14 protein-coding genes are annotated in these 22,654 nt (G+C 55.2%); 8 read left to right on the top strand and 6 right to left on the bottom strand.

Annotation, left to right across the window (positions count from 1 at the left end; translation table 11 throughout):
* Window positions 1-11: 11 nt before the first annotated feature.
* Together ACFO3I_RS01925 and ACFO3I_RS01920 are read right to left on the bottom strand one after the other, a co-directional pair.
* The gene (locus ACFO3I_RS01925; RefSeq protein WP_377331307.1) at window positions 12-923 is read right to left on the bottom strand and encodes a dienelactone hydrolase family protein; all 912 of its coding nucleotides are present in this window, start codon (window positions 921-923) and stop codon (window positions 12-14) included.
* Window positions 924-1,077: 154 nt separating this feature from the next.
* Window positions 1,078-1,884 (bottom strand): hypothetical protein, encoded by an 807-nt coding sequence (locus ACFO3I_RS01920; RefSeq protein ID WP_377331305.1) that lies wholly within the window; start codon window positions 1,882-1,884, stop codon window positions 1,078-1,080.
* Between the two features lie 648 nt (window positions 1,885-2,532).
* Here ACFO3I_RS01920 and ACFO3I_RS01915 point away from each other — a divergent pair.
* Entirely contained in the window at window positions 2,533-2,961 is a 429-nt protein-coding gene (locus tag ACFO3I_RS01915; RefSeq protein WP_377331303.1) for a DUF1801 domain-containing protein, read from the top strand.
* On the opposite strand, the gene ACFO3I_RS01910 is transcribed toward ACFO3I_RS01915, so the two are convergent.
* The gene (locus tag ACFO3I_RS01910) at window positions 2,949-3,878 is read right to left on the bottom strand and encodes a helix-turn-helix transcriptional regulator (RefSeq protein WP_377331301.1); all 930 of its coding nucleotides are present in this window, start codon (window positions 3,876-3,878) and stop codon (window positions 2,949-2,951) included. The two genes, ACFO3I_RS01915 and ACFO3I_RS01910, sit on opposite strands and share 13 nt — an antisense overlap.
* Window positions 3,875-4,183 (bottom strand): nuclear transport factor 2-like protein, encoded by a 309-nt coding sequence (locus tag ACFO3I_RS01905; protein WP_377331299.1) that lies wholly within the window; start codon window positions 4,181-4,183, stop codon window positions 3,875-3,877. The genes ACFO3I_RS01910 and ACFO3I_RS01905 overlap by 4 nt, the downstream gene beginning before the upstream one ends.
* A gap of 278 nt (window positions 4,184-4,461) precedes the next feature.
* Between ACFO3I_RS01905 and ACFO3I_RS01900 the strand changes: the two genes are divergently transcribed.
* Genes ACFO3I_RS01900 through ACFO3I_RS01890 form a run of 3 tightly spaced genes read left to right on the top strand, consistent with a single transcriptional unit; the run spans window position 4,462 to window position 11,837 of the window.
* The gene (locus ACFO3I_RS01900) at window positions 4,462-5,724 is read left to right on the top strand and encodes an MdtA/MuxA family multidrug efflux RND transporter periplasmic adaptor subunit (RefSeq protein WP_377331297.1); all 1,263 of its coding nucleotides are present in this window, start codon (window positions 4,462-4,464) and stop codon (window positions 5,722-5,724) included.
* Window positions 5,725-5,727: 3 nt separating this feature from the next.
* Window positions 5,728-8,802 (top strand): multidrug efflux RND transporter permease subunit, encoded by a 3,075-nt coding sequence (locus ACFO3I_RS01895; protein WP_377331295.1) that lies wholly within the window; start codon window positions 5,728-5,730, stop codon window positions 8,800-8,802.
* Window positions 8,799-11,837, top strand: a complete 3,039-nt coding sequence (locus ACFO3I_RS01890; RefSeq protein WP_377331294.1) for an efflux RND transporter permease subunit — start codon at window positions 8,799-8,801, stop codon at window positions 11,835-11,837. The genes ACFO3I_RS01895 and ACFO3I_RS01890 overlap by 4 nt, the downstream gene beginning before the upstream one ends.
* 178 nt (window positions 11,838-12,015) lie before the next feature.
* Here the strand turns inward: ACFO3I_RS01890 and ACFO3I_RS01885 are convergent, their stop codons facing one another.
* Both ACFO3I_RS01885 and ACFO3I_RS01880 read right to left on the bottom strand, forming a co-directional pair.
* Window positions 12,016-13,233, bottom strand: a complete 1,218-nt coding sequence (locus tag ACFO3I_RS01885; RefSeq protein WP_377331292.1) for a sugar MFS transporter — start codon at window positions 13,231-13,233, stop codon at window positions 12,016-12,018.
* 51 nt (window positions 13,234-13,284) lie between these two features.
* On the bottom strand, window positions 13,285-15,795 hold the full coding sequence (locus tag ACFO3I_RS01880; RefSeq protein ID WP_377331290.1) for a glycoside hydrolase family 3 protein: 2,511 nt from the start codon (window positions 15,793-15,795) through the stop codon (window positions 13,285-13,287).
* 450 nt (window positions 15,796-16,245) lie between these two features.
* Here ACFO3I_RS01880 and ACFO3I_RS01875 point away from each other — a divergent pair, with 450 nt between their 5' ends.
* The 4 genes from ACFO3I_RS01875 to ACFO3I_RS01860 all read left to right on the top strand — a co-directional run bounded on the left by ACFO3I_RS01875 (window position 16,246) and on the right by ACFO3I_RS01860 (window position 22,650).
* Window positions 16,246-19,218, top strand: coding sequence for a TonB-dependent receptor (locus ACFO3I_RS01875; RefSeq protein ID WP_377331288.1), 2,973 nt, complete (start codon window positions 16,246-16,248; stop codon window positions 19,216-19,218).
* An 82-nt stretch (window positions 19,219-19,300) separates the two neighbouring features.
* Window positions 19,301-20,866, top strand: a complete 1,566-nt coding sequence (locus tag ACFO3I_RS01870) for a tryptophan halogenase family protein (RefSeq protein WP_377331287.1) — start codon at window positions 19,301-19,303, stop codon at window positions 20,864-20,866.
* Between the two features lie 33 nt (window positions 20,867-20,899).
* Window positions 20,900-21,643, top strand: coding sequence for a SapC family protein (locus tag ACFO3I_RS01865; RefSeq protein WP_377331286.1), 744 nt, complete (start codon window positions 20,900-20,902; stop codon window positions 21,641-21,643).
* A complete protein-coding gene (locus ACFO3I_RS01860; protein WP_377331284.1) occupies window positions 21,640-22,650 on the top strand; it encodes a cupin-like domain-containing protein in 1,011 nt (336 codons plus the stop codon). Before ACFO3I_RS01865 ends, ACFO3I_RS01860 begins: the two co-directional genes overlap by 4 nt.
* The last annotated feature ends 4 nt before the right edge of the window (window positions 22,651-22,654 follow it).

The following is a 22,654-nucleotide window of genomic DNA, read 5'->3' as shown; positions in this document are numbered from 1 at the left end:
TTCCTGTTGCTTTAGCTTAAATGCTGGTTAAAAAACGCCAGCGTACGCTGCCAGGCCAGTTCGGCCGCGGCCTGGTTGTAGCGCGGTGTGGTGTCGTTGTGAAAACCGTGTTGGGTATCCGGGTACATGTAGCTGACTGCATTTTTACCGGCGGCTTTTAATGCCGCATCATAGACGGCTGCCCCGGCGTTCACCCGTTCATCCTGTTCGGCGTAGTGAATAAGCAATGGGGCCTGAATGGCGGCCACTTTATCGGCGTCGGCCTGGCGACCATAAAAAGGCACCGCGGCTTTCAGCTCTGGCAGCTCTGTGGCCAGGAAATTGGCCATGCCACCGCCATAACAAAAGCCGGTCACGCCCAGTTTGCCATTGCCCTGCGGCCAGTTTTGCATCGCCTTGGCCACGGCGATAAAGTCCTGTTTGGTTTTGTCCTGATCCAAAGTGCCAAACATGCCTCTGGCTTTGTCTTCGTCGCCAGGGTAACCACCCAGCGGAAACAGCGCATCCGGCGCAAACGCAATAAAGCCAGCCAATGCCAGCCGGCGGGTTACATCTTCAATATGCGGGTTTAAACCTCGGTTTTCGTGCACTACCAGCACCAGCGGACGTTTGTGGCCATCAGTGTCGGCGGCTTTGGGCTGTGCCAGATAACCGCGCACAGTGCCGTAGCCTTGTGGTGACGGCAGCTGCAGATAACTCGTGCTTAAACCCGGGTCGTCCGGGCTGATTTGCTGGCCAAAGGCGTAATTGGGCTGTAAGGCTTCCAGTATGCTCAGCGCCGTGACACCAGCCACCGCAAAACGGGCCACACCACTGAGGAAGTCGCGGCGACTGATGTCGCCGTGCACATACTGATCAAAGAGTTTTAAGGTCTGAGGTGAAAAGTCGGCGGCGGTTTTTCGGGTTTTCGGTTGGTCGGTCATGGTTGCTTCCTGTACTTTTCGGGGCTGGTGGTTTTGTATACAGCATAAACTGAAGCATTGCCTAGTTCTGCCATGACGAAACTACAATGACGGTCGCTAAACGGGTAGCCGCTGAATGGGCCTGTTGCCCACCTGGCTTGGTTGCGGCTTATTTTTATTGCTTCGCCAACGGAAAGGCTTTCGTCAGCTCAGGCAACAGCAAGGCAAAATCGTCGGCGCTAAAAAACTGCTGGTGCAACTTAAGTACATCTGTCTGGTAGGCGGCATCCGCCATTTTCTGATCTATCCATTGCACCATCTGCAGGCCAAGCTCACTTTTGTTGCAGGCCAGATAACCGCTGACCAAAGGCTGGCCAGTTAGCTGGTGCGGGTAGAGCTTGGGCGCTTCCGGCAGGTGCTGCAGGCTGCGATTGGTAATGGCCGGAAACTCCAGCAAAGCGTCCAGCCGGCCTTTGCTGAGCATCAGTGCCAGGTTTTGTGCGGCTTCGGCACCACTGCGCTGAAAGAATTGTTTGGGGTGATGGGCAATCAGTTTGTCCAGCTCGGCGCCATAGCTGCGGCCGCTAATCACACCAATTTTCAGCTCAGGTTTTTGTTGCACCAACCGGACTAAATCCAGCGGCGTTTTGCCAAAGGAGCGGGTGCCTATCAGCTGCAAGGGCGGATAAATGGTGGTGGGGAGCCGGGCGAAATACAGCAGCTTTTCGCGTTCTTTGGTTTTAATTTTGCTGAGTGCACAGTAATTGCCCGGTTGTTTTAGCATTTGCCAGGCACGCAGCGTACTCAGTTGCACGGGCTGTATTTGCAGTTCCGGTGCTGCGCTTTTACTCAGCCGCTGCAGGATCAACGTTTCGACATTGATGCGATCGGCGTCCGATTGCGGTAAATGGTTTTCCAGCAACAGCATCGGCTGTGGTGCTGCCTGTGCAGGTAACACCGACCCAAACACAGCAAGTGCCATAACTGGCCAACAACAAAGACGCAGCATAGCTACCCCGGTCTTCAGGCTTCCTTAAGCAGTCTAAAGTAACGTAAAAAACCGGTACTCACTAGTGCGAAATTGTACAAAGCTGTGACGTTAGCCTGCGCTGATCATTCAAGCCAGATCCTCAGGTTGCGACAATTTGTCACATCGCGCTAATTGCTCGTGCCTATTATTCTGAACTTGGGTTCACTGCAGGTCTGGCGATTGGCAGTGGTATCCTCTGTATCAATTGCCTTAGGCTGCCCTTAGCGGCAGCCTTTTTTTATGGTGACTTGTTGATTCAGATTGTTCAGTTCCACTAGGGCTTGTTGACGTTTCGAGATTAAATTTTGTTCGCTCTGGCGGTGTTCTGAACGCGAAACGAGGAGCGAAGTTTAGTTATTCTAAATAAGCGACGAGTGACAAAGTGCAGGGCGCCGCCAGACCGAACCCGAAGGGCAGCGCCTGGCCGGTCTTTCTGCTGCGTTAGTGCTCGTTTATGTAGAATAACTACACTACACTACACTACACTGCACTCGCACTGCCTGGCATAAAAACCGGCCAGACGGCTGCAAAAATAACCCTGAAACGTCAACAAGCCCTAATGCTATGGTTATTAAACACCTGAATACCCATGAGTTATCTATGGCAGACAATAAAACCCAGCCAACCGGCGTTGCTGTGACTGATTACCTGGCCGCTATTGAAAAGCCAGCCCGGCGGGCAGACTGCGAACGCCTGGTGCAGCTGATGCAAGGTGTGGTTGGGGAAGGCCCTGTGATGTGGGGGCCCAGTATTGTTGGCTTTGGCAGTTACCACTACAAATACGCCTCTGGCCGCGAAGGCGATATGTGCCTGATAGGTTTTGCCAACCGTAAGGCCGAAATCAGTCTTTATGTGCTGAGTTGTGGCGAGATAGACCAGCAGCAGGAATTGCTGCTCAGCCAACTGGGCAAGTTCCGCAAAACTGTGGCTTGCATCTACATTAAAAAGCTGGCCGATATTGATTTGGCGGTGCTGGAGCAATTAATCCGCTATTCGATGCAGCAAACCCGTTCGCTTTACCTGGCATAAAGCTGCAGCAGTTGCTGGCTTTGCTGGCGGATTTCATCGATCAGAGCTGATGGCTGCAACACCTCTGCACTGGTACCGAAGGACAATAACCAGCTGGCCAGGCTGCGCCAGTCGCTGGTTTTTAATTCCAGCTGCACCTGCTGCTCGTGGTGGCTTTCCTGACCAAAGCCCTGCCACCATTCGCGTTTGGCACGATCAGCGGCGACTGGTGCAAAGCGGATCAGGGCGCTGAGCTCTGGAGTCGGCACACAACTTTGTAAAAACTCCTGCGCGGAAAAATCCGGTCTAGCTGGGACTTTCTCACTGAGTAGTTCAATGGCTGAAATCCGGTCTGTTCTGAAGTCGCGCCAGTCCTGCCGTAAGCGGCACCAGCCAATAAAATGCCAGCGGCCGAGGTAATAAATCAGCCCGGCCGGTTCCACTTCGCGTTCACTTTGTTGCCAGCTGGCGTCCTGATACTGCAGGCGCAATAGCTGCTGGTGGGTAATAGCGCGTTGCAGCAAGGTCAGATCCGCCGCCGGTGGCTGCGTACTGAGCGGCGCCGCCATAGCGCGCACCAGGTGTTGCAAGCGGTCTTTGCTGTCATTGGGTAACACCGCCTTGATTTTATCCAAGGCACTTTGCATCAGCTGGGTGTAGCCCGGGCTCGTCATGCGCTGCGCCAGCAACAAACCTGTGCTGAGCGCCATCGCTTCCTGTTCGGAGAAATTCACCGGTGGCAACAGGTAACCTTTCATCAGCCGGTAACCGGCGCCTGCTTCGGCCAGCACTGGCACCCCAGCTTCGGCCAGTGCGGCCATGTCGCGGTAAATAGTGCGCACGCTCAGGCCAAAGTGTTCGGCCATCAGTTCGGCAGTGGCGCTGCGGCGGCTTTGTAAAAACAAAATCAGTGCTAGCAGACGGTCGACTCGGTTCAAGCGGCAGCTCCGGGTTCTACAATGAGTCGGCTGATTTTGCCATCCTGCAGCGCAAACATATAGCACCAGACTTGCTGGCCGGATCTGGCCTGCACCAGCGTCTGACCGGCCTGCTCTGCGGCACCCACCAGCTGAAGTTGCTGCTGATGCTGGTGTTGCCAGCGCTGGATGTCGGCACAGCCAACCCAAATTTGGTTCTGGTACAGCAACACAGCTTCTGGGTCAAAGCAGGACAGCAACGCATCGGTGTCCTGCTGGCTGAAGGCGTGCCAGTAACTGGCAATGGTTGGGTCCAGGCAGATCATGCTGCGCTCCTGCAGAGTGAATTTATTGCAGCTTAAACCAGCCAACTGACAACCTTATGTCAGGAGCAACATGACATTTTTGCTTATTTTTCAGCTGTCCGGCTGCTGTTTTTGTCGGTTGGCTGACAGTGGGCTCTGCCTTTTATCGCTGCGCCAAGGCGTCTGGCCGAATGTCAGCAGATCTTTACTTAATATTGACACTTGCTGCGTTGAGGCTGCCTAAGCTCTGCATTAGAGTACGCTCAGAAAAATTTAAGCCGCTTTACAGGAATCAAATTATGTTCAACGGGAAAAAGCCTTTGGTGCTGGCCGTGGTGGTCGCTTTAGCAGCTGGTGCTGCTTATTACTTCTGGCCTGCGGCCGATCAGGCGGCTGGTGCTCAGGCCGGACAACGACCAGGCCCTGGTGGGCAGCGCGCAGGTGGTGGCCCACGTGCCGGTGGCCCTGGCGCAGCGATGAACCCCTGGACTATGCCAGTGCCTGTGCGGGTGGTTACAGCACAGAGCAACGACTTAAAGGTGCAGCTTAAAGCCATTGGTACCGTCACACCACTGAATACAGTGCTGGTGCAAAGCCGGGTGTCTGGCCCCTTGGCCGAAGTGCTGTTTAAAGAAGGCCAGTTTGCTGAAAAAGGCCAGTTACTGGCGCGGATTGACCCGGCCGAGTATCAGGTGGCACTGGATCAGGCAATAGGTCAGAAAGAACAGAATCAGGCGCAGTTAAAAAGCGCCGAACAGGATTTAGAGCGGTTTGCCAAACTGAAAGAACAAAACACCATCGCTCAGCAGCAGTACAACCAGCAACAAGCGCTGGTGAATCAATACAAAGGCGCGTTGAAATCAAACCAGGCTGCTATTGATGCCGCCAAACTGCAACTGTCGTACACCCAAATTCATGCGCCTATCAGTGGTCGTTTAGGTTTGCGTCAGGTGGACGCTGGCAATCTGGTGCAGGCCAACAGCAGCACTGGCCTGGTCAGCATTACCCAGACGTCGCCTATTGCGGTGGCCTTTACCATTCCGGAAACTCAGCTGCAGATGGTGCTGGACGCGGTGCGCGCTGGTGAAACCTTAACGGTAGAAGCCTGGGACAGAGCCGAACAGCTGATGCTGGCCAAAGGCACCCTGACCACACTGGATAACCAGATTGATACCGCCACCGGCACACTGAAACTGAAAGCAGAGTTCAGCAACAGTGCACAAGAGCTGTTCCCGAACCAGTTTGTTAATGTGCGGCTGAATGTGGCGGAGCGTAAAGGCGCTGTGACCATTCCGCAGGACGCCGTGCAATATGGCTCGGAAGGTACTTATGTCTATATGATCGAAGACAACAAGGCGCAGGTGCGTAACCTGGTGCTGGGTACGGTCGACAATGGTCAGATTGAAATTAAACAAGGCCTGAAAGCCGGTGAACAAGTGGTGCTGGAAGGTTTAGACCGGTTACGTCCTGGCCGTGAAGTGGAAGTGCTGGTGCGCGATCAACAGGCGGTCGAACCAGCGAAAAAAGCCCCACAGCAAGCCGCGCAACGACCAAAGGCCTAAGCGATGAATTTATCCAAACCCTTTATCCTGCGCCCTGTGGCCACATCCTTGCTGATGCTGGCCATACTGGTGGCCGGTATTTTAAGCTGGCGCTTGTTGCCGGTGGCGGCCTTGCCGCAGGTGGATTACCCGATTATTCAGGTGTTTACCTTTAACCCTGGTGCCAGTCCAGACATTATGGCCCGCACCGTCACAGCGCCGCTGGAGCGGCGGCTGGGGCAAATTCCCGGCTTAAAACAAATGTCGTCCAACAGTGCGGCGGGCAGCTCAGTGATCACGCTGCAGTTTGCGCTGGTGGTGGATATGGGCGTGGCCGAACAAGAAGTGCAGGCCGCTATCAATACTGCCTCGTCGTTGTTACCGAACGACTTACCGACGCCGCCTATTTACCGCAAGGTCAACCCGGCCGACGCCCCTATTCTGACGCTGGCTATCAGCTCGGACACCCTGCCCTTGCCGACTGTGTACGACCTGGTCGATACCCGGATGGCGCAGAAGCTGGCGCAGTTATCCGGCGTGGGTATGGTCAGTCTGGCTGGCGGACAGCGCCCGGCCATTCGGGTGAAAGCCAACCCAGCCGCGTTGGCCAACCTGAACCTGAGCATGGAAACCTTGCGCAGTGCTATTGCCTCGGCCAATACCAATCAGCCGAAAGGCAGTTTTGATGGCCCGTTCCGTTCCACCATGCTCGATGCCAACGACCAAATTCGCGATATTGCTGAATACCGTGAGCTGATTGTGGCCTACCGCAATGGTGCGCCGGTTCGGCTGCAGGATGTGGCGTCTGTCGAAAACGGCGCAGAAGATCGCTTTTTAGCGGCCTGGGCCAACAGCAGCCCGGCTGTGCTGGTGAATATTCAGCGCCAGCCTGGTGCCAACGTGATTGACGTGGCGGATCGGGTGCAACAACTGTTGCCTCAACTGACTGCCACTTTGCCGGCGGCAGTGAATGTACAGGTGCTGACCGACCGGACTCAAAGTATCCGTGCTTCGGTGCGTGACGTGCAGGAAGAGCTGGTGTTTGCTATTGGTCTGGTGGTCTTTGTGACCTTCCTGTTTTTACGCACCATTCCGGCCACTATTATCCCGAGTTTAGCGGTGCCGCTGTCACTGGTCGGTACCTTTGCGGTGATGGTGTTTCTCGATTTCTCAGTCAACAACCTGACTCTGATGGCGTTGACCATCGCCACTGGTTTTGTGGTGGACGACGCCATAGTGATGCTGGAAAACATTGCCCGTCACCGTGAAGAAGGTGACTCTGCGTTAGAAGCCGCACTGAAAGGCGCCAAAGAAATTGGTTTTACCCTGGTGTCTTTAACGGTGTCGTTGATAGCGGTGCTGATCCCGCTGCTGTTTATGGCTGACGTGGTTGGCCGTTTGTTCTTTGAATTTGCCGTGACGCTGGCGGTGGCTATTGCCATTTCTCTGGTGGTGTCGCTGACCCTGACGCCTATGCTCTGTGCCCGCTTGCTGACAAGCCTGCCGAAACATGACGAGCAAAATGGTCTGATGGACAAAGTGATCCGCCAGTATGGCGAGTGGCTGCAGTGGGTACTGAAGCATCAGCGGCTGGCCATGCTGGCGATGCTGGGCACAGTGGCGCTGACCGCTGTGATGTATCTGGCGGTACCCAAAGGCTTCTTCCCTGTGCAGGACAGTGGCGTGATCCAGGTAGTGACCGAAGCGCCGCAGGATATTTCGTTCCAGGCCATGGCAAAGCGCCAGCAGCAACTGGCCGAGCGTATTCTGCAGCATCCGGACGTGGCCAGCCTGTCGTCCTTTATTGGTGTGGACGGCAGTAACGTCAGCATCAACAGCGGCCGTATTCTGGTGAACCTGAAATCGCACGATGAGCGCAGTCAGTCTGCGCTGGAGATTATCCGGCAACTGGAGCCGCAGGTGGCACAAGTGCCGGGCATTAAAGGCTGGTTCCAGCCGGTGCAGGAAATCAGTATTGAAGACCGGGTCAGCCGTACTCAGTACCAGTTCAGTCTGACCACGCCAGAGCAGGACACGCTGAACAGCTGGTTGCCGGATTTAGTGTCGGCACTGCAACAGCGGCCAGAGCTGTCGGAAGTAGCGCACGACCTGCAACAGCAAGCGCTGCAGGCCTATATCGACATTGACCGTACCGCTGCTGCCCGTTTGGGCATTGATGTGTCAGACATCAGCGCTGTACTGCAAAGTGCGTACAGCCAACGCCAGATCAGCACCTTGTTTACTCAGGCCAACCAGTACCGGATTATTCTGGAAGTGGACCCAGAGCAGGTGCATGGTCTGTCAGCTTTCGACAAGCTGTACCTGACCTCGTCCTCCGGTGCCTCAGTGCCGCTGTCTGCGGTGGCCAAAGTGTCGCAGCGCCAGGCCAAACTGCTGATCAACCATCAGGGCCAGTTCCCGTCTGCCACCTTGTCGTTCAACCTGGGAGAGGGCTATTCCTTGGGTGAAGCTGTGGCTGCCATTGAAGAAGTGCAGCAACAACTGAACATGCCGGCTGAAGTGGAACTGACCTTTCAGGGCGCTGCGGAAGCCTTCCGTGCTTCGCTGAGCAACACCTTATGGCTGATTCTGGCGGCTGTACTGACCATGTACATTGTGCTTGGTATTTTGTACGAAAGTCTGATCCACCCGGTCACCATTTTATCGACGCTGCCGTCGGCCACTGTCGGCGCTTTGGCCGCCTTGTTACTGACCGGGCAGCCGCTGGATTTGATTGCGGTGATCGGCATCGTGCTATTGATTGGTCTGGTGAAGAAAAACGGCATTATGATGGTCGACTTTGCGCTGGACGCGCAGCGCAACCAGGGCATGAGCCCACGCGATGCGATTTATCAGGCCGCCTTGCTGCGTTTCCGTCCAATTCTGATGACCACGCTGGCCGCGCTGTTTGGTGCCATTCCGTTATTGCTGGCCAGTGGTTCAGGGGCTGAACTGCGCCAGCCGCTGGGTCTGGTGATGGTGGGTGGTTTGCTGGTTAGCCAGGTGCTGACGCTGTTCACCACCCCAGTGGTGTACTTATGGTTTGACCGTCATTTCAGCCGCGACAGCAAAACACAGCAACAGGTGGCAGAAGCATGAACCTGGCCGCGCCTTTTATTCAACGGCCGGTCGCCAGCGGCCTGATCGCCACCGCCATTTTGCTGCTCGGCATGTTGTGCTGGCGCTTATTGCCGGTGTCGCCTTTGCCGGCGGTCGATTTCCCGATGATTGTGGTGACGGCGAACCTGCCGGGTGCCAGCCCTGAGAGTATGGCCGCCACAGTGGCCACACCACTGGAGCGGGCGCTGGGCAGTATTGCCGGTGTGCAGCGCATGGGATCGTCCAGCAGCCAGGGCTCCACGCAAATCCGGCTGGAGTTTGCGCTGGATCGCAATGTGGATGAAGCGGCCCGCGAAGTGCAGGCGGCGATTAACTCGGCGCGTAGCCAGTTGCCGTCCGGCATGACCAGCAATCCAACCTACCGCAAAATGAACCCGTCCTCGGCGCCGGTAATGGCGCTGGCGCTGAGCTCCAATACAGTGCCGGGCAGCCAGCTGTATGACACAGCATCGACCATACTGGCGCAGAAACTGGCCACTATTCAGGGCGTGGGTGAAGTTGGGGTATCCGGCTCCTCTTTACCTGCCGTACGGGTGCAGCTGAACCCCGGCATGCTGGCGCATTATGGCGTGGCGCTGGATGAAGTGCGCAGTGCGCTGAGCAGCGCCAACGCCAATGTGCCATTGGGCGTGCTTGAGCTGGATGATCAGCGCTGGCAAGTTGCGGCCAGCGAAACCATGCGCAGCGCAAAAGACTACACAGATTTAGTGGTGAAATACGTCAACGACGCGCCCATTCGTTTATCCGACATCGCTAAAGTCAGTGACTCCACCGAAAACCGTTACAGCGCCGGTTTTCATAACGACAAAGATGCGGTGATCCTGCTGGTCAGCCGACGTACCGGCGCCAATATTGTCGAAACCATTGACCTGATTTACAGCCAGATGCCGCAGTTGCAGGCCTTGGTGCCGGATGGTGCCAGCCTGACGGTCGTGATGGACCGCAGCCCAGGCATCCGCGCCACGCTGGACGAAGCGCAAATTACCTTGTTGATTGCGGTGGCTTTGGTGGTGCTGGTGGTTTGGGTCTTTTTGGGCCAGCTGCGCAGTGCGCTGATCCCCAGCCTGGCTATTCCGGTGTCGTTGGTCGGTGCTTTTGCCGTGATGTATCTGTGCGACTTTTCGCTGAACAACCTGTCGGTGATGGCGCTGATTGTGGCGACCGGCCTGGTGGTGGACGACGCCATTGTGGTGGTGGAAAACATTAAACGCCATATCGAACGTGGCTTGTCGCCACTGCAAGCGGCCCGCACCGGCGCTGCTGAAGTCAGCGCCACCCTGCTGGCGATGAACCTGGCGCTGGTGGTGATTTTCCTGTCCTTGCTGTTTATGGGCGGGCTGGTTGAGCGGTTGTTCCGCGAGTTCTCGATTACGCTGGCCGCCGCTATGGTGATCAGTCTGCTGGTGTCCTTGACTTTAACGCCCAGCTTGTCGGCGCTGATCTTAAAAGCGGACCGCTCGCATACAGACTCAGCTGGCTTTTTTACCCGGCTGCAGCAGAAGTATCAGCACAGCGTGGCCTGGAGCCTGGAGCATTACCGTTGGGTGCTGCTGGTGCTGGCACTGCTGATGGCGGCCACCGGCTGGTTATATACCAAGGTGCCGACCGGCTTGTTACCTGAGCAGGACACGGGCCAGCTGAATGGCTTTGTGCGCGGGGATGACGGCATGTCGTTTCAGGTTATGCAGCCGAAAATCGAAGCCTTCCGTCAGCATATTTTAAAAGACCCGGCAGTGGCCGATGTGACAGGCTCCAGCGGCGGGGATACAGGTATCAGCAACAGCTGGATGCGGGTGCGGTTAAAACCTTTAGCCGAGCGCAAAGTATCGGCGCAAGAGGTGGTGAACCGTTTGCGGATGACAGCACCGAAAGTGCCGGGCGGCATGATGTTTATGGGCGTTGATCAGGATATTCGTCTGTCGTCACCATTTAGCCGCAGTGACTATGAAGTGCTGATGCTGGCTGACGACATCAAACTGCTGAAAACCTGGAGCAAAAAAGTGGCAGAGCGGCTGCAGGAGCTGCCGGAGCTGACCGATGTCGACACGCCCAGCGGCGATGACACCCAGCAGATTGAGCTGACTATTGACCGCGAAGCGGCGCAGCGGTTAGGCGTGGACATGCGCACCGTCGCGACCTTGCTGAACAACAGCTTTTCGCAGCGTCAGGTGGCGACTATGTACGACGAGCTGAACCAGTACAAAGTGGTGATGGAACTGACGCCAGGGTACACAGCTCAGCCTGAAGTGTTGCAGCAGCTGCAGTTGATCACCTCAACTGGCGAGCGGGTGCCGCTGGCGGCTATTGCCAGTTACCAGTACGGCATGTCGAATGACCGGATTCGCCATGATGGCCAGTTTGCTTCACAGGGTATTGGTTATGCGCTGGCCCCAGGTGTCACTGCGCAGCAGGCAGACGCAGCAATTGAACGGGTGTTGGCTGAAGTGATGGTGCCTACCTCTGTGATCACCCAAAACGGTGCCAGTCAGAACAATGCCATGTTTAACACCGGCAGCCCGGCCTGGCTGATTGTCGGCGTGGTGCTGACTGTGTATTTGCTGATGGGTATTCTGTATGAAAGCACGCTGCAGCCACTGACTATTTTATCCACCTTGCCTTGTGCTGGCTTAGGGGCCTTGCTGGCGTTGTATTTCAGCAATACCGACCTGAACCTGATTGCGCTGCTGGGGCTGTTTTTGCTGATTGGTATAGTGGTCAAAAACGCCATTCTGCTGGTCGACTTTGCGCTGCATGCTGAACGTCAGCAGGGGCTGAGCCCGAAACAGGCGGTGATCCAGGCGGCTGCACAGCGCTTACGGCCTATTCTGATGACCAACTTTGCCGCCATTCTGGGAGCGGTGCCGCTGTTGTTTGGGATGGGTGAAGGCTCGGAACTGCGCCAGCCGCTCGGCATTACCATAGTGGGTGGCCTGGTGGTCAGCCAGTTACTGACGCTGTACAGCACCCCGGCTGTTTACCTTGCGTTGTCCCGCTTCCGTATCAAACCGGCGTAACATTCCCAAATAAGAAAAGGGGTCAGGTCTTGTATTTTGCATTGAAACGCAAAATACAAGACCTGACCCCAATACCAGTTGACCCTAATACCAGACCCCTTTTTGTTAAAGAAGAAACAGGCGGCACCAACCGGGGGAAGTATCGCCTGTGGCCTGAGTCAGCTCAGGCCGGAAACCGTTAATTGGCTTTATGGCCTTTCAGACCGAACCAGGCGATATAGACGTAACAAGCTGCTGGTAACAGGAATGACAGTGTCAGACCAAACTGATCGGCCAATAAACCCTGACCGACCGGCACTATGGCGCCGCCGACGATCGCCAGACACAACAAACCTGCACCCTGGCTGGTATGTTGTTTCAGGCCCTGCAACGCCAGGCTGAAAATGGTTGGGAACATAATGGAGTTGGCCAGGCCGACGGCCAGAATAGTCCAGAGAGCCAGCTGACCTGTGCTGCCCATCGCCAACAGGATCAGCGCCGACGCGGCCACCGCATGCACAGCCAATAACAAACCGGCCGGAATGCGCTGCATCAGAGCGGCCCCGATAAAACGGCCGACCATAGCGCCACCCCAGTACCAGGCGACATAGTGCGCGGCTTCGGCTTCTGCCAGCGCCAGTACATGCTCAGTGCCAATAAAATTCACCAGGGTGGAGCCCACCGACACTTCGGCACCGACATACATAAAGATACCCAGCGCACCCCACCAGACATGGCGGTAAGGTTTCAGCGCCGACAGCGACACCGACTGGGCGGCTTTTTCATCTTGCACCACCGGCAGGTTCAGCCGTGAAAACACAAAAGCCACCAAAAACAAGGCCGCGGTCAGGAGCAGGTAAGGCAGTTGCACCGACTCGGCACCTTCGCCGCTGTTCAGTGTGCCCAGGATCAAAGAGGCACCAAACAATGGCGCCAGCGTAGTGCCCAGCGAGTTAAAGGCCTGAGTCATGGTTAAGCGGCTGGATGCGGTGCGTTCAGGGCCCAGAATAGTCACGTACGGGTTGGCAGCCACCTGCAAAATGGTGATACCGGACGCCATCACAAAGAGTGCCGCCAGAAACCAGGGGTAGCTGTGCAGCTGGGCAGCCGGAATAAAATTCAGCGTGCCAAAACCAGCAATCAGCAGCCCCAGTACTATGCCTTTCTGGTAACCCACTTTGTTAATCAGCGCGCCGGCTGGTAATGACACCAGGAAATACGCGGTGAAAAAACAAAACTGGATCAGCATGGCCTGGGTGTAGTTCAGGTCAAATACTGCTTTTAAGTGCGGGATCAGAATGTCGTTCAGACAGGTAATAAAACCCCAGATAAAAAACAGAAAGGTCAGGCTGGGTAAGGCCCAGCTGCTCAGGTTTGGCTGGCCGCTTTGGCTGTCCGTGGTCGATACTGTGTTCATCCCAATGTACTCAATAAAAGGGGCGGCCAGGCCGCCCGTTCAGGGGTTTAGTTACTTGGCTGCGCAGTCTGTTGCGGCCGCAGGAACCAGGCGGATATTGGCAATTTTGGCTTGCCATGCACCGCTGCTTTGCAGGCTGAATGGCTGCTCCAGGTGATTCAGCGCGGCACCGGCGTCAGCCAGGCAGGCTAAATTCACTGTGATGCTGTGCCATTCACCGGCCGTTTGACTGCTCAGTTGCGGCACTAAATCCACGGCACCACCGCAGCCGCTGCCACAAGATGCGCCCAGCATCACCGGGGCCGTTGGGGCCGCTGTCCAGTTCAGATCAAACTGCAGTTGCTGGTAACCGGAGGCATCAAATGGACGGGCGGCTTGTAACACCAGGGCGGCTTTGGAACCTGCAGACCAGCTCAGTTGCAACGCGTCTTCCTGTTTTTGCCAGTTCACAGCCGCCAGTTTCAGGCTGCCATCAGCACTTTGTACCTTGTTGGCATTGACCAGCACCGACGCGGTTGCGTCGGCCAGATGCAGATTCAGGCCATTGGCGGCGCGGCGTTCAAACAAGGCGAAGCTGCCTTGAGCCGATTGCTGACCAGCGGCTTGTTCAGGTAACTCCGGCACTACCACCTTGTCCTGCACACTCAGGCCATAGCCCAGCGCAAATAGCGGGTCGTAGCCGGCATCGCCCTGGTTCAGCGGCTGAGAGTCGGCTGTTTTTGGCCAGGAGAAGGACAATTTACCTTTGAAGTCCTGCTGCACTTTGCCTTCGCTGTCACGTAATAACAGGTCGGCCATAGCGCCGGCTGAGGTACCCGGCAACCAGGCAGCCACAAAAGCGTTGGACGCATTCAGCTCCGGGTTGACCCACAGCGGGCGGCCGGACAGGAATACCGTCACCACCGGAATGCCAGCTGCTTTCAGTTGTTTCAGCAGGGCTTCGTCGCTGTTTTTACCGGCCTGATAATCCAGGCTTGGCGTGTCACCATCAAACTCGGCGTACGGGTTTTCACCAATCACCACCACAGCCACGTCCGGCTTGTCTTTAAAGCTGCCGTCGCTGCTCAGCTCGACCGAGCCACCAGCGGCCTGCACCTGGGCAGCAATGCCGGCATAAATACTCTGGCCTTGAGGGAAGTCGTCATTGCTGGTGCCTGTACCTTGCCAGGTCACAGTCCAACCACCGCTTTGTTTGGCAATCGAATCAGCGCCATCACCAGTCACCAAAATGCGTTGTTTCGGGTTCAGCGGTAACAGCTGATCATTGTTCTTCAGCAGCACCAGCGATTCGCGCACTGCCTGAGCGGCCAGCGCCAGATGTTCCGGAGCGCCAATCACTTCTTGTTTACCTGCGAATGGGTTGCTGGCTGGGCCTTGTGGGTTGTCCAGTAAGCCAGCGCGCTGCTTCACCCGCAAGATACGGCGCACGGCATCATCCAGCCGTTCTGCACTGATTTCACCGGCTTTGGCCTGGGCCAGCGTATTGTGGTACAGGTCTTTCCAGTGTTCAGGCACCATCAGAATATCGACACCGGCGTTAATGGCGGCGGCACAGCTCTGGTTGGTGCAGCCGGGCACCTGGCCGTGACCATTCCAGTCACCAACCACCACACCATCAAAACCTAAGCGCTTTTTCAGCACGTCGGTCAGCAGGTAGCCATTGCCATGCATTTTTTCGCCATTCCAGCTGCTGAACGACGCCATGACGGTTTGCACGCCAGCGTCCAGGCTACTGAAATAGCCCTGCGCATGCAGGTCAATCAGCTGTTGTTCGGTAATCTCTGCGTTGCCCTGATCTTTACCTCCGTTGGTGCCGCCGTCAGCCAGGTAGTGTTTGGCGGTTGCAATCACCCGGCCCGGTGCCAGAAATTCAGCGCCAATTGGGCCTTGTAAACCTTTGACCAGTGCTGCGCCCAGGCTTTTCACTAAGGCAGGGTCTTCTGAGTAACTTTCATAGCTGCGGCCCCAGCGGTCATCGCGGGCGACGGCAACAGTGGGAGCAAACACCCAATGAATACCAGTCGCGGCGACTTCTTCGGCGGTGGCTTTACCTATGGCTTCCACCAAAGCCGGGTTATTGGCCGCACCTAAGGCCACGTTGTGCGGAAACACAGTGGCGCCACGTACATTGTTGTGGCCGTGTACGGCGTCTGTGCCCCAAATTGGCGGAATGCTGCTGCCGTCTTTGCTGGCGTCTACACCTGCTTCATGCAGCTGTTGCGCTAAGGCCAGCCAATCGGCCGCGCTGGCGGCTTTATTGTCATTTGGATAAGCACCGCCACCATTCAGGTAAGAACCAAAGCCATAAGTGCGCATATCGTCCAGCGTCATCCAGCGGATATCCGGCTGGATCAGCTGCGCCACTTTTTGCTCTACGGTCATGTTCTGGATCAGCTGGCTTAGCTGCTGTTCTTTTTCCGCATTGGCGGGCAGCGGGCTATGGTGTTCTGGCCATAAGCTGGCGGTGTCTGTCACGGCGGTCTGCTCAGGGGCGGCCTGTTGTGGCGTGCAAGCAGTCAGAGCCAAAGCTATTGCTGCGGCTAATGGATAAAGTCGATGCATCTTTTGCTGTCCTGTTGTCCCGATCAGCGGGGAGCTGACCATTTATGTTATCCGCCGGTGAAAGAGCAGAGCCTTCAGTGCCGGTTTTTTAGTTTTTTGAAAACGCTTTCATAAATAGCTGAAAATGACCGTTGTGCCAATGATTTTTTAATCTGTACCTTGGCTGGTTGTAGCAAATTTGTTCGCATCGGTCAGCTGTATTTTTGTGCGCTTTGCGGAGGGTGCAACAAAGGGTTTCGTTTTATCTTTATGAAAAATATCAGTTATTATTAATTTGTGCTGCTCATTTTATGTTCTTTTTAATGGATTTATTTTTATTGTATTGACGGTTTAGAAAAATTAACCTAACTTCTGAAAGCGCTTTCAGAAGTGCGCTGTTTGCTAATGGTGCAAGCACCTGTGCAAACCCGACAAACAACGAAACTAAGCACAGTCGACAGGGAAACATTCATGAACTCGAAAACCTTTACCAAAACCAGGCTGGCCACCAGCTTGTCTTTGGTGCTCGGTGTTGGGGCATTGGCACCTGCGTATGCAGCTGATGATCAGGCTGCATCCAAAAAAGAAGAAAACGTAGAAGTAATAGCTGTAACGGGTATCCGTGGCAGTCTGATTAAGTCTATGGACACCAAACGTTCATCCACAGGTATTGTGGATGCCATTTCGGCCGAAGATATCGGTAAATTCCCGGATACCAACTTAGCGGAATCTTTACAGCGCATCAGCGGCGTATCGATTGACCGCGTTAATGGTGAAGGCAGTAAAGTGTCTGTCCGTGGTTTTGGCCCGGACTTCAACCTGGTGACCTTAAACGGCCGTCAGATGCCAGTGACCACCGGCTCCCGCTCGTTTGACTTCGCCAACATCGCCTCTGATTTAATCAGCGGTGTGGAAGTGAACAAAACCAGCCAGGCAAAACATGCCACTGGTGGTATCGGTTCTACTATCGATATTCAAACCTTGCGACCACTGACTGTAGGCTCACAAAAAGCCACAGTGAACGTCGCCATGGTAGACGACCAGTCTTCTGAGACAGGTTCAGCTACGCCTGAACTTTCGGGTTTGTATTCCACTAAAACAGACGATGGCAAGTTTGGCGTGCTGATTGCTGCCAGCTATCAGGAGCGTGAAAGTGGTAACCAGCAAGCCAACGTCGGCACAGGCTGGCGCAGCTTCGCCGGTACTGCGGACGATGACTGGGCTGGTGGCACTGGCGCCTGGGGTGGCGTGCCTCAAGCGGGTCAGGTCAACCGTCCTGGTCCGGATGACATCTACTCAGTTCCGCAAACCACCATTTACAAGTTTGAAGAACAGCAACGTGAACGGACCAACGGCCAGCTGGTGCTGCAATATGCGCCGACCGATAACCTGACCGCCAGCCTGGATTACACCTACATGCGCAATGACATCGATACCCAGTATCACGATGTCTCTGCCTGGTTTACCTTTGTGCCGTCACAGAACATCTGGACTGATGGTCCGGTGTCTTCACCACTGCTGTATTCTGAAACCTATGCCACACCTCAGGATTTATCTATGGGTGCAGGCGATTACGGCGTGCGCAACCAAAGCGGTTCTGTTGGTTTCAACCTGGACTGGCAGGCCACAGACAATCTGAACCTGAATTTTGACGCGCACAAATCCAGCGCTGAATTCAAGCCTAACCACGCCTTGGGTTCCAGTAACACCCTGAGTATGGCTGGCTTCGTCCGTACAGCAGCTGCAACCGACTTTACCGGTGATCTGCCCATTCTGGCGGTGGCAGGCGGCAATTCCATCCAGCCGTCTGATATGTTGGTGACAGGCAGTACCTTCAGTAATGCCCGTAACAAGTCAGAAATTGACCAGTACCAACTGCGTGGTGAATACGTATTTGAAGATGCAGGTAGCATTGACTTCGGTATTTCACTGACGGACGTGGATAACCACTCACAATCAGTCAACGTGCAACGGAACGACTGGGGTGGCGTCGGTAATGCTGGCGACTTTGATGCTTCCTTGTTCCCGGTTGAAACCATTCACGATAAATTCAAAGCCCATGGCGGCGATTTCTCTATCGCTTCTGGCCAGAGTTTTGAAGTGCTGAACAAAATGTTCTTCTGGGATTTCAACAAGATCCGCGACAGAGCTGAACAGCTGTATACCCCGGCTGGTTACACTGGTGCTGGTGACTGTGGTACAGATTTCTGCCCGTCCACTGACTATGCCCGTGACACCGACCGTTACACCATGGAAGAGTCTCAGGCGTTGTATGTGCAGTACAACTACGAAAGCGAATGGGCTGGCCGTCCTTATGACGTGCATGTCGGTGTGCGTTATGAAAAAACGGACGTCACCTCCACTTCAGCGGTAGCGTCTTATGACGGTGCTAACTGGATTGCAGACACAGAGATTGCCCTGGTAGCCACAGGTGACCGTGAGTTCCAGACACAAACAGGTGATTACGATTACGTGCTGCCAAACTTCAATTTCAATATTGAAGTGATGGACGACGTCATGGCCCGTTTTGCCTATAGCGAAACCATAGGCCGTCCGGACTATGTGTCCATTCAGGGTGGCACAGTGGTCGGTACTCTGGCGAACCGTGCTGGTGGTAGCGGCTCGGCCGGTAACCCAAGCCTGTTACCGCTGGAATCGGAAAATATCGACCTGTCGCTGGAATGGTACTACGCACCGTCAAGCTATGCGTCTGTCGGTTACTTCCGTAAAGACACCAAAAACTTTATCAGCAACACAGTGGTTGATTCGACCATTTACAGCATTCCAAACCCTGCGGATGGTAAAAAATACCGTGAAGCATTGGCTGCTGTAGGTCCTGACGCGGCGGCAATCCGTAACTGGATTTTCGCTAACTACGGTTCAGATCCTAGTGTGGATGTGGCAGGCAAAACCATCTCTGGTGTGGCAGGTGAAGATGAGCTGATGATCTTCAAGATCAATACGCCATCCAACGGCGCTGATTCTGAAGTGATCGACGGCTGGGAGTTTGCAGTCCAGCACGCTTTCGGTGAAACCGGTTTTGGCGTGTTAGCCAACTACACCATGGTGGACAGTGGCCGTACTTATGACAACTACCTGCTGGTTGACCAGCCTGCGCTGATTGGTCTGAGCGACACGGCCAACCTGGTGGTGTTTTATGAGAATTATGGCTTCCAGGCCCGTGTGGCGTACAACTGGCGTGACGAGTTCCTGAACTCCCGTGGTCAGGACACTGGTGCCAACCCGAAATACACTGAGGCTTATTCGCAGATTGACGCCTCTGTCAGCTACGACATCCCTCAGGTGGAAGGCTTGACTCTGTATCTGGAAGCTCTGAATATCACTGACGAGTACACCAGGGTGCATGGTCGTGCCAAAGAGCAAGTGCTGAGTCTGGTTGAAACAGGCCCACGCTACAGCTTTGGTGCCCGCTATACCTTCTAATCACTGAAGGTGGACAGAGGGTGGCAAACACGTCACCCTCTTATTCATCCTGCCGGAATTTTGCAGTTGAACAGGCTCTGCTATGAATACAGCGATACAACAGATTGTCATTGTCGGAGGCGGCGCCGCAGGCTGGCTGACGGCTTCGTTATTGGCAACTGAGCTGAATTATGATCAAGGCAAAGCCTTGGCGCAGGCCAAAGTCCAAATCACGCTAATTGAATCACCGGACGTGCAAATTATTGGCGTAGGGGAAGGCACCTGGCCTTCAATGCGCCACACCCTCGAAAAAATCGGTTTGTCCGAAACTGAATTTTTAATTGCCTGTGAAGCCAGCTTTAAGCAAGGCTCCGAATTTTATGACTGGCATGGCGCCGGGCAGGGTTATTACCTGCACCCCTTTACCTTGCCAGCCGGTTACCCCGAATTCAACCTGGCGCCTTATTGGTTGCCTTTTGCCAGCGAAGTCAGTTTTGCCGGTGCCGTCTGCCCGCAGCAAGACCTGGTCACACTTGGGCTGGCGCCAAAACAAATCAGCACCGCCCAATACAGCTTTATCAACAACTACGGGTATCACTTAAACGCCGGTAAATTCACCCAATTGTTGCAGCAACACGCCACCAGCAAGCTGGGTGTGCAGTACCTGCCGATGCATATTGGCGCGGTGGAAATGCAGCCGGATGGCCGCATCGCCGCTGTGGTGGGCCAGAATGGCGAGCGCGTAGCCGCTGATTTATTTGTCGACTGTTCCGGTCAGGCATCCTTGCTGCTGGGCGAACAGCTGCAGGTTCCCTGGGTGAGCCAGCAGCATATTTTGTTTAATGACAGTGCTTTGGCCATTCAGGTGCCTTATGCCAGGCCTGACAGCCCTATTGCCAGCTGCACTAAAGCCACAGCTCAGCCGGCGGGCTGGGTGTGGGATATCGCGCTGCCAAGCCGTCGTGGCATCGGCCATGTGTTTTCATCGGCGCATTGCAGTGAAGAACAGGCCAGGCAGCGTCTGGCGTCTTACCTGGATGCGCAGCCGGACCTGGCCGACGCCAACGCAGACGACGCGCGTTTACTGCGTTTTGAACCTGGTTATCGGGCCCGCTGTTTTGAGAAAAACTGTGTGGCGATAGGCATGGCGGCAGGTTTTATTGAACCACTGGAAGCGTCTGCGCTGGCACTGGTGGAATGGACAGCCAAAACCCTGGCGGCCATGCTGCCAGGTGATCTCAGCCTGTTGCCGGTAATGGCGGCCCGCATCAATGCAGGCTTTCAGCAGCACTGGCAACAAATTGTCGAATTCCTCAAATTACACTATGTGCTGAGCCGCCGGGCCGACCATGACTATTGGTTTATGCACCGCGAACGCAACAGCATTCCGGAGTCGCTGCAACAGCTGCTGCAGCTTTGGCGGCATCAGCCGCCTATGCCAGCCGATATCCGTCAGGCTGATCAGCTGTTTCCGGCCGCCAGTTATCAGTATGTGTTGATGGGCATGGGGCTGGACTGCCACTATGCCAATGACAAAGCCTCATTGCAGCAAAAAGCGCGACAGTATTTTCAGGACAATCAGAAGAAAACGGCGGCGATGCGCCAGGCGCTGTCAGCCAACAGAGAACTATTAGAAAAAATTCACAGGTACGGCTTACCGACCCTTTAAGCCAGCCTTTGAGCAGAACAACAGGAGATTTTGATGCCAAATCATGTATTACTGAGCAGTGTCGAGCATAAAGACTTAAAAGTGATTAAAGACCGCGGCGCCGCTTATGGCGACAACCAGTGGTTTGCGCTGACCTTCCCAAAAGAATTCCGCACTGTGCAGGGCTATTACCCGATTTTTTTCCATAAAGACCAACACACCGGTCAGTTTTTCCCGGTGGCGTTATTTGGCTTTCAGCACCAGGAAAACCTGTTTTTACAGCACAACAACTGGCAGGACTTGTACATTCCGCTCAGTGTGCGCCGCCAGCCATTTTTAATTGGCCAGCAAAAAGTCACCGAAGACGGTGTGGAGCAAATTCACCGCGTACTGCATATCGACCTGGAGCATCCGCGGGTCAGCCAGACTGAAGGCGAAGCGCTGTTTCTGCCGTACGGCGGTAACTCAGCCTACCTGGACGAAATGGCCAGCCTGATGGAAACCCTGCATCTGGGCATGGAAGACGGCCGCCGTTTTGTCGAACAACTGCTGGCGCTGCAATTGCTGGAACCCTTTACCATGGAAGTGAAGCTGGATGATGGCCAGCCACGCCAGTTGGTCGGCTTCTACACCATTCATGAAGAAAAACTGGCCGCGCTCAGTGCTGAGCAACTGGCCGCGCTGCAACAGCAGGGGTACCTGCAGGCCATTTACATGGCGCTGGCGTCTCAGACCCAGGTAATGAAGCTGTTAAAGCTGAAAAATCAGCAGCAGAAACAGAACGAGCAGGCCGCATGACAGTGACTGCGGTCCGGCGCATTGAAGGCGTTTCAGCCGAGCAGCTGAGCGCTTTGTTGCGTGACGCCAGCGAACCGCTGGTGCTGGCCGGTTTTTGTGCTCACTGGCCGTTGGTAGAGCTGGGGCTGCAGTCGGCGCAAGCCGCGCTGGATTTTATTGCTGGTTGCAGCAGTGGCGAACCAGTGGCTGTGGCCGCGCTGCACAAAGAAGCGCAAGGCCGGGTGTTTTATAACGCTGACCAGACCGGCTTTAACTACAGTGGTGGCCGCGTCAGTTTTGCTGAGTTTGGCCAGCAGTTACTTGCATTGGCAGCCGAGCCGGATGGCCGTTGTCTCTATATGGGCTCGACTGAAGTCAGCCGCTGGTTTCCTGGCCTGTTGACACAGCATCAGCTGCCGCTGAGCGACTGGCAGCCGCTGACCAGCCTGTGGATTGGCAATCAGGCACAAATAGCGGCGCATTATGACTTTCCGCATAACCTGGCCTGCAACCTGGTGGGGCAACGCGAGTTTTTATTGTTTCCGCCGCAACAGGTGGCGAATTTATACCCTGGACCGATGGAGTTTGCGCCGGGTGGCCAGGATGTCAGCATGGTGGATTTTAACCAGCCGGATTTCGCGCGTTTTCCGAAAGCGCGTGAGGCGCTGCAAGCCGCACAATTGGCGCGGCTGGAACCGGGCGACCTGCTGTTTATTCCCAGCATGTGGTGGCATCAGGTGACAGGCAAGGCAGCCGTCAATGTGCTGCTGACCCATTGGTGGCGCGACACGCCGGGCTATTTAGGCCGGCCAAATAACGCATTGCTGGCCGCCGTACTGGGTATTCGCAGCTTACCCAAAGCCCAGCGTCAGGCCTGGCAGGCGCTGTTTAATTATTACGTGTTCGACCACGACGAGGTCGACCAGCAGCAGATCAGCTCACAGGCACTCGGCATGCTGGAAAAGCCGTTACCCGAATTGGAAGCACGCAAACTGCGGGCTGACTTACTGAATAAACTGAAACGCTAGAGAG

The organism is Rheinheimera marina (assembly GCF_042654345.1).
Taxonomy (GTDB): domain Bacteria; phylum Pseudomonadota; class Gammaproteobacteria; order Enterobacterales; family Alteromonadaceae; genus Pararheinheimera; species Pararheinheimera marina.
This window is presented reverse-complemented; position numbering and strand designations above follow the sequence as displayed.

Coding starts and splice junctions, on each gene's coding strand:
- ACFO3I_RS01925 (WP_377331307.1), bottom strand. CDS start 923: ATGACCGACCAACCGAAAACCCGAAAAACCGCCGCCGACTTTTCACCT.
- ACFO3I_RS01920 (WP_377331305.1), bottom strand. CDS start 1,884: ATGGCACTTGCTGTGTTTGGGTCGGTGTTACCTGCACAGGCAGCACCA.
- ACFO3I_RS01915 (WP_377331303.1), top strand. CDS start 2,533: ATGGCAGACAATAAAACCCAGCCAACCGGCGTTGCTGTGACTGATTAC.
- ACFO3I_RS01905 (WP_377331299.1), bottom strand. CDS start 4,183: ATGATCTGCCTGGACCCAACCATTGCCAGTTACTGGCACGCCTTCAGC.
- ACFO3I_RS01900 (WP_377331297.1), top strand. CDS start 4,462: ATGTTCAACGGGAAAAAGCCTTTGGTGCTGGCCGTGGTGGTCGCTTTA.
- ACFO3I_RS01895 (WP_377331295.1), top strand. CDS start 5,728: ATGAATTTATCCAAACCCTTTATCCTGCGCCCTGTGGCCACATCCTTG.
- ACFO3I_RS01890 (WP_377331294.1), top strand. CDS start 8,799: ATGAACCTGGCCGCGCCTTTTATTCAACGGCCGGTCGCCAGCGGCCTG.
- ACFO3I_RS01885 (WP_377331292.1), bottom strand. CDS start 13,233: ATGAACACAGTATCGACCACGGACAGCCAAAGCGGCCAGCCAAACCTG.
- ACFO3I_RS01880 (WP_377331290.1), bottom strand. CDS start 15,795: ATGCATCGACTTTATCCATTAGCCGCAGCAATAGCTTTGGCTCTGACT.
- ACFO3I_RS01875 (WP_377331288.1), top strand. CDS start 16,246: ATGAACTCGAAAACCTTTACCAAAACCAGGCTGGCCACCAGCTTGTCT.
- ACFO3I_RS01870 (WP_377331287.1), top strand. CDS start 19,301: ATGAATACAGCGATACAACAGATTGTCATTGTCGGAGGCGGCGCCGCA.
- ACFO3I_RS01865 (WP_377331286.1), top strand. CDS start 20,900: ATGCCAAATCATGTATTACTGAGCAGTGTCGAGCATAAAGACTTAAAA.
- ACFO3I_RS01860 (WP_377331284.1), top strand. CDS start 21,640: ATGACAGTGACTGCGGTCCGGCGCATTGAAGGCGTTTCAGCCGAGCAG.